Below are 6,342 nucleotides of genomic sequence, written 5' to 3'. Positions count from 1 at the left end.
CTTTTTTTGCCTGGAGTTTGTGCAGCTCTTCTTGTTGGCTGTCGCCGGTATTCTGCGAGCTGTTCGCAGCGCAGCAGAAAGTAAAAGACCCGCACTTGGCGGGTCTTTGTGTTTTCGGGCGACTCAGCGCTCGAGGTGCTGCAGCTTGTCCTTCACGCCATCCCATTCTTCGGCGTCCGCCAGGGCGTCTTTCTTCTCGGTGATGTTCGGCCAGACTTCGGCCAGGTCAGCGTTCAGCTCAATGAATTCCTGCTGATCTTCCGGCACTTCGTCTTCCGAGAAGATGGCTTGGGCCGGGCATTCCGGCTCGCACAGCGCGCAGTCAATGCACTCGTCCGGATGAATCACCAGGAAGTTCGGGCCCTCGTAGAAACAATCCACCGGGCAGACTTCCACGCAGTCGGTGTATTTGCATTTGATGCAGTTGTCGGTGACGACGAAGGTCATGTCTGATTCTCTCCTCGGGCGGCGGCCTGGGTCCTTTCTGTGAAGGGCTGTCAGGCGCTCTGTCTGGGGCCGCGGCTCAGGCTGTAAACCGGGCGGTCGTAAAATTGCGCGCGATTCTAGCAGTTTGTTGTATTAAGCGTTAGACCTGCGTCTTCCATGCATATAACAACTCCAACGCCTTGCGTGGAGTCAGATCATCCGGGTTGATCTTGTGCAATTGTTCCAGCAAGGGGTGCGGTACGCTGGCGAACAGGTCGCTTTGCATCGGAGCTTGAGGCTGTCCGGGTTCCTGGCGAGGTAAATCATGCGGCAGGCTGGTCGCTTCCAGGCGGGCCAGATGCTCACGGGCACGGCTGATTACCGTGCCTGGTACACCCGCCAGCTGTGCGACGGCCAAGCCATAGCTTTGGCTCGCAGGCCCCGGCTGGACGTGGTGGAGAAAGACAATACGCTCGTTGTGCTCGGTGGCCGAGAGATGCACGTTGGCGACCACCGGCTCGCTTTCGGGCAGTACAGTCAGCTCGAAGTAATGGGTGGCGAACAGGGTGAATGCGCGCAGATGAGCCAGGTGCTCAGCTGCCGACCAGGCCAGCGACAGGCCGTCGAAGGTGCTGGTGCCTCGGCCGACCTCGTCCATCAGCACCAGGCTGCGCTCGCTGGCGTTATGCAGGATGTTGGCGGTTTCGCTCATTTCCACCATGAAGGTGGAGCGGCCACCGGCCAGGTCATCGCTGGAGCCGATGCGGGTGAAGATGCGGTCGACCAGCGATAGTTCGCAGGCGGCGGCGGGAACGAAGCTGCCGATGTGGGCCAGCAGAACGATCAGTGCGGTCTGACGCATGTAGGTGGATTTACCGCCCATGTTCGGCCCGGTGATCACCAGCATGCGGCGTTCGTTGTCGAGGTCGAGATCGTTGGCTACGAAGGGCGTGCTCAGAACCTGTTCGACCACAGGGTGACGGCCCTGGTCGATACGCATGCAGGGTTCGTCGACGAAGCGCGGGCGGTTCAGGTCGAGATTCAGCGCACGCTCGGCCAGGTTGCTCAGTACGTCCAGCTCGGCGAGGGCTGCAGCGCTGTCCTGCAGTGGTGCCAGGTGGCCGATCAGGCGCTCCAGCAGTTCGTCGTAGAGCATCTTTTCGCGCGCCAGTGCACGGCTCTTGGCCGACAGCGCCTTGTCCTCGAACTCCTTCAGCTCGGGGGTGATAAAGCGCTCGGCGCCCTTGAGCGTCTGCCGGCGGATATAGTCGGCCGGGGCCGACTCGGCCTGCTTGGTCGGCAGTTCGATGAAGTAGCCGTGTACACGGTTGTAGCCTACTTTGAGGTTGGCTAGGCCGGTGCGGGCTTTCTCGCGCGCTTCCAGATCCATGAGGAACTGACCGGCGTTCTCGCTCATCGCCTGCAGTTCGTCCAGCTCGGCGTCGTAGCCAGTCTTCAGCACGCCGCCGTCACGGATGACCGCCGGCGGATTGTCGATGATGGCGCGGGCCAGCAGGTCGGCCAGCTCTGGGTAAGTGGCGATGGTGGTAGCCAGTTGTTGCAGGTGCTGCGTGTCCAGCGTCGCCATCGCCTGCTGTAGCTCGGGCAGTGCGGCAAGGGCATCACGCAGGCGAGCGAGGTCACGGGGGCGGGCGTTACGTAGGCCGATACGGGCGAGGATGCGCTCCAGATCGCCGATTTCCTTGAGTTGCGGCTGCAGGGTTTCGAAGCGATAGCCATCGAGCAGGCAGGCGATGGCGTTCTGGCGTGCTTCCAATACCGCGCGATCGCGTAGCGGGCGGTTCAGCCAACGACCCAGCAGGCGGCTGGCCATGGCGGTCTGGCAGCGGTCCATCACCGATTGCAGGGTGTTATCGCGGCCGCCGGAGAGGTTGATGTCCAACTCCAGATTGCGGCGGCTGGCACCGTCGAGGATCACGGTGTCGTCCAGGCGCTCGTGGCGCAGGCTACGCAGATGGGGCAGGGCAGTACGTTGGGTTTCCTTGGCATACGCCAGCAGGCAGCCCGCGGCGCCGATGGCCAGAGTCAGATTCTCGCAGCCAAAGCCTTTCAGGTCCTGGGTCGCGAATTGCTGGCACAGACTCTTGAAGGCGCTGTCGCGGTCGAAATCCCAGGGGGCGCGGCGCCGTGAGCCTTTGCGCTTCTCAGCTGGCAGGCCCTGTGGCCAGTCATCGGGGATCAGCAGCTCGGCGGGGTTCAGGCGCTCCAGTTCGGCGAGCAGATTTTCCCAGCCCTGGATTTCCTGCACGGTGAAGCGGCCGCTGGTGATGTCGAGTACGGCCAGGCCGAACAGGCGCTCATCGCCGAGCACGGCGGCCAGGAGGTTGTCGCGATGCTCGTCGAGCAGCGCTTCGTCGCTGATGGTGCCGGGGGTGATGATGCGTACCACCTGACGCTCCACCGGCCCCTTGCTGGTGGCCGGGTCACCGATCTGTTCGCAGATCACCACCGACTCGCCCAGCTTGACCAGCTTGGCCAGGTAGCCCTCGACCGAGTGGAAGGGAATGCCGCACATTGGAATCGACTGGCCGGCCGACTGACCGCGCGCGGTCAGGGTGATGTCGAGCAACTTGGCGGCTTTCTTCGCGTCTTCGTAGAAAATCTCGTAGAAGTCACCCATGCGATAGAACATCAGCTGGTCCGGGTGCTGGTTCTTCAGCTTCCAATATTGCTGCATCATCGGGGTATGGGCGGAGAGATCGGTCATGCCGGGCCTTACGTTCGGTGGGTGTGACGAAACGGGCAAGTTTCCCATACTTCGCCAGTCACGTGGACCCCGAATCGTAGGCGAGATCGGCCACTGCTGCAGGGTGGCGAAATGGCTTGCGAGTGCGGTTTCCACTCTCTGCTCAAGATGTGTAGGGTGGCTGCTCATTCAGGAGGAGGCGGGCGTGGATAGAATCACTCAACTGGCCGAACAGCTTGGCGAGGCGCTGAAGGCGCGAGACGCCCAGGTCAGCACTGCAGAGTCCTGTACGGGAGGCGGAATCGCCGAAGCGATCACCCGTGTCCCCGGTAGTTCGCTCTGGTTCGAGGCCGGCTACGTAACCTATTCCAACGCGCAGAAAACCAAGCAGCTGGATGTATGCGCCGAGCTGTTCGACAGTGTCGGGGCTGTCAGCCAAGAGGTTGTTGAAGCCATGGTACGAGGCGCGCAAGGGCACAGCGGAGCGCGTTATGCGGTTGCTGTCAGTGGTGTGGCTGGCCCCGGTGGTGGTTCGGCAGAGAAACCCGTGGGAACGGTATGGCTGGCCTGGGGTGACGGTGAGCGGCTTTGCAGTGTGCGCAAACAATTCACCGGCGACCGTGAGCAGGTGCGCCGACAAACGGTCGAGGCCGCGCTGGCGGGGCTTATCAGCCTGTTGACCGAGGAAAATCCATTCCCGGGGTAGGCGCACGACTTGCCCTGTGGAATAATACTGGCTACTTATACAGTTGTTGGTGGCCTGCCGGCCCTCTTGAACATGCGAGGATAGAATGGACGAGAACAAGAAGCGTGCCTTGGCGGCTGCCCTGGGCCAGATCGAGAAGCAGTTTGGCAAGGGCGCGGTCATGCGCATGGGCGATCATGAGCGCCAGGCGATCCCGGCCATTTCCACCGGCTCTCTGGGGTTGGATATCGCGCTGGGCATTGGCGGTCTGCCAAAAGGCCGTATCGTCGAAATCTACGGTCCGGAGTCCTCCGGTAAGACCACGCTGACCCTCTCGGTGATTGCCGAAGCGCAGAAGCTGGGCGCGACCTGCGCCTTCGTCGACGCCGAGCATGCGCTGGATCCGGATTACGCCGGCAAGCTGGGTGTCAACGTCGATGATCTGCTGGTGTCGCAGCCCGATACTGGCGAGCAGGCGCTGGAAATTACCGACATGCTGGTGCGCTCCAATGCCATCGACGTGATCATCGTCGACTCCGTCGCGGCGCTGGTGCCCAAGGCGGAAATCGAGGGCGAGATGGGCGACATGCACGTCGGTCTGCAGGCTCGTCTGATGAGCCAGGCGCTGCGCAAAATCACCGGTAACATCAAGAACGCCAACTGCCTGGTGATCTTCATCAACCAGATTCGTATGAAGATCGGTGTCATGTTCGGTAGCCCAGAGACGACTACCGGTGGTAACGCACTGAAGTTCTATTCTTCGGTTCGTCTGGACATCCGTCGCACTGGCGCGGTGAAGGAAGGCGAAGAGGTTGTCGGCAGCGAAACCCGAGTGAAGATCGTCAAGAACAAGGTCGCTCCGCCGTTCCGTCAGGCCGAGTTCCAGATTCTCTATGGCAAGGGTATCTACCGTAACGGCGAGATCATCGATCTCGGCGTGCAGCAGGGGCTGGTGGAAAAATCGGGTGCCTGGTACAGCTACCAAGGCAACAAGATTGGCCAGGGCAAGGCCAATGCGGCCAAGTACCTGGAGGACAACAAGGAAGTGGCTCGCGAGATCGAAGGGCTGATTCGCCAGAAATTGCTGCTCAGCACTGCTCCGGCCAAAGCCTCCGCTGATGATCTGGCGGACGCAGAAGTCGACTTCTAAGCCGCAAGCATGGCCGCTATTCTGGACAACCCGCTCGCTGTCAGGCGAGCGGCCATGGATTTGCTAGCCCGGCGTGAACATGGGCGTGTCGAACTGACGCGTAAGCTGCGCAAACGGGGCGCTCCGGACGAACTGATAGAAGCGGCCCTGCTGCGTTTGTCTGAAGAGGGCCTGCTGTCGGAAGCGCGCTACCTGGAAAGCTTCGTTGCCTACCGGGCGCGCGCTGGGTATGGGCCGCAGCGTATCCGCGAAGAGCTGGGGCAGCGAGGGCTTGAGCGCAGTGACGTCGAGCATGCCCTGCGTGAAAGTGCTATTGACTGGTTCGAGTCGCTACGTGAAACCTGGCAGCGCAAGTTCGCAGGTCGGCTTCCAGCAGATGCTCGCGAGCGCGCCAAGCAAGGTCGTTTTCTTGCCTATCGCGGTTACCCGCTGGATATGATCGGACGCCTGCTCCGCGGCGCTGATGAATAGACAGCTGCGTTTATTCGATTGCCAATTGGCGCAGGTAGTCCAGGACGTTCGGGGCGCCGGCCAAGCGTAGCCCTTCACCCAATGCGGTGGCGTCCTGATGCTCTTTGGGCAGTAGCAGAAATTCCGGTCTTCCGGCTTTCTTCAGCAGAGAAAGTCGCGCGTAGGGGATGCCGTTGTCCAGTAACAAGCCCATGAAGCTCGGATCACTCCAGGCTTCTTCAGGCATGGCGAGCACGTGATAGCGGCTTTGCAGGTTGTCCAGACCTGGTTCGTGCAAGCGGTAGCGAGTCAGGTTGGCCGGTAGCAACACTTCCAGGCCTCTTCGGCGCGCGTAGGCGATCGCGCTGGCGAAGGCTTCTCCCTGTATTTCACCTGCCCAGAACGTACGCGCCCGCCAGTTGGCCTGCAGTAGGTCGACTGGCTCTCCGCTCATGAACCGAGGCAATGGCTGGCTCATGGCTTTGAGGAAGTCTTTGTAGCTGATGATGCGAACCTGTTTGCAATGCTCGCTTGCTGCGTAATCTTCGAAGGTGCTGAAGCCAGGCGTGGGCGTTGTACAGGCAAAACCATCGACCAGGCGGAGGTCGAATGACTGAACTTGCTGCGTATGCGCTTCCACCACTTGGGTCAGCGCTGAATGGGCCAGTGCCTTGTCCTCTTGTACCGGTCCGGAGAGGGCGCCGCGAGGGAGGTTGAGCAGCTGTTGCAGCTGTGGTCCTTCATGCCAGCAAATGCTGTCTGTAGCAGGGAGGAGCGCTTTGAACGGCAGGCGCAATGCGCTCGCTTTGGCAAATATCTGCCGGGAGCCGCGACCTACCAGCCCCAGACGTTGTGCCAGGGCGGTCAAGCGGCTACCGAGAGTAGATGGTTCGGGCAGGCTCATGGCCGAGAGGTCGCTCCTGA

6 protein-coding genes are annotated in these 6,342 nt (G+C 61.3%); 3 read left to right on the top strand and 3 right to left on the bottom strand.

What is annotated here, in order from left to right; genetic code table 11:
• Positions 1-123 precede the first annotated feature (123 nt).
• On the bottom strand, positions 124-447 hold the full coding sequence (gene fdxA / locus ACJRW5_RS24650; RefSeq protein ID WP_037053831.1) for a ferredoxin FdxA: 324 nt from the start codon (positions 445-447) through the stop codon (positions 124-126).
• Between the two features lie 139 nt (positions 448-586).
• The gene (gene mutS, locus ACJRW5_RS24645; RefSeq protein WP_484573106.1) at positions 587-3,154 is read right to left on the bottom strand and encodes a DNA mismatch repair protein MutS; all 2,568 of its coding nucleotides are present in this window, start codon (positions 3,152-3,154) and stop codon (positions 587-589) included.
• A 184-nt stretch (positions 3,155-3,338) separates the two neighbouring features.
• Between mutS and ACJRW5_RS24640 the strand changes: the two genes are divergently transcribed.
• The 3 genes from ACJRW5_RS24640 (at position 3,339) to recX (ending at position 5,439) form a co-directional block, all read left to right on the top strand.
• The gene (locus ACJRW5_RS24640; protein ID WP_484573105.1) at positions 3,339-3,839 is read left to right on the top strand and encodes a CinA family protein; all 501 of its coding nucleotides are present in this window, start codon (positions 3,339-3,341) and stop codon (positions 3,837-3,839) included.
• Positions 3,840-3,924: 85 nt separating this feature from the next.
• Entirely contained in the window at positions 3,925-4,968 is a 1,044-nt protein-coding gene (gene recA / locus ACJRW5_RS24635) for a recombinase RecA (protein WP_484573104.1), read from the top strand.
• 9 nt (positions 4,969-4,977) lie between these two features.
• A complete protein-coding gene (gene recX / locus ACJRW5_RS24630; protein ID WP_484573103.1) occupies positions 4,978-5,439 on the top strand; it encodes a recombination regulator RecX in 462 nt (153 codons plus the stop codon).
• A 10-nt stretch (positions 5,440-5,449) separates the two neighbouring features.
• Here the strand turns inward: recX and ACJRW5_RS24625 are convergent, their stop codons facing one another.
• Complete coding sequence (locus ACJRW5_RS24625) at positions 5,450-6,322, bottom strand: DUF6685 family protein (protein ID WP_484573102.1); 873 nt, start codon at positions 6,320-6,322, stop codon at positions 5,450-5,452.
• Positions 6,323-6,342: the final 20 nt, after the last annotated feature.

This window comes from Pseudomonas pichavaramensis, assembly GCF_050473265.1.
In the GTDB taxonomy this organism is placed as follows: Bacteria; Pseudomonadota; Gammaproteobacteria; order Pseudomonadales; family Pseudomonadaceae; genus Aquipseudomonas.
The sequence above is the reverse complement of the archived record's forward strand: the minus strand, read 5'-3'. Positions and strand labels throughout refer to the sequence as shown.

Bases quoted from the DNA above. Each gene is read 5' to 3' on its own strand.
- fdxA (WP_037053831.1), bottom strand. From the start codon at position 447: ATGACCTTCGTCGTCACCGACAACTGCATCAAATGCAAATACACCGAC.
- mutS (WP_484573106.1), bottom strand. From the start codon at position 3,154: ATGACCGATCTCTCCGCCCATACCCCGATGATGCAGCAATATTGGAAG.
- recA (WP_484573104.1), top strand. From the start codon at position 3,925: ATGGACGAGAACAAGAAGCGTGCCTTGGCGGCTGCCCTGGGCCAGATC.
- recX (WP_484573103.1), top strand. From the start codon at position 4,978: ATGGCCGCTATTCTGGACAACCCGCTCGCTGTCAGGCGAGCGGCCATG.
- ACJRW5_RS24625 (WP_484573102.1), bottom strand. From the start codon at position 6,322: ATGAGCCTGCCCGAACCATCTACTCTCGGTAGCCGCTTGACCGCCCTG.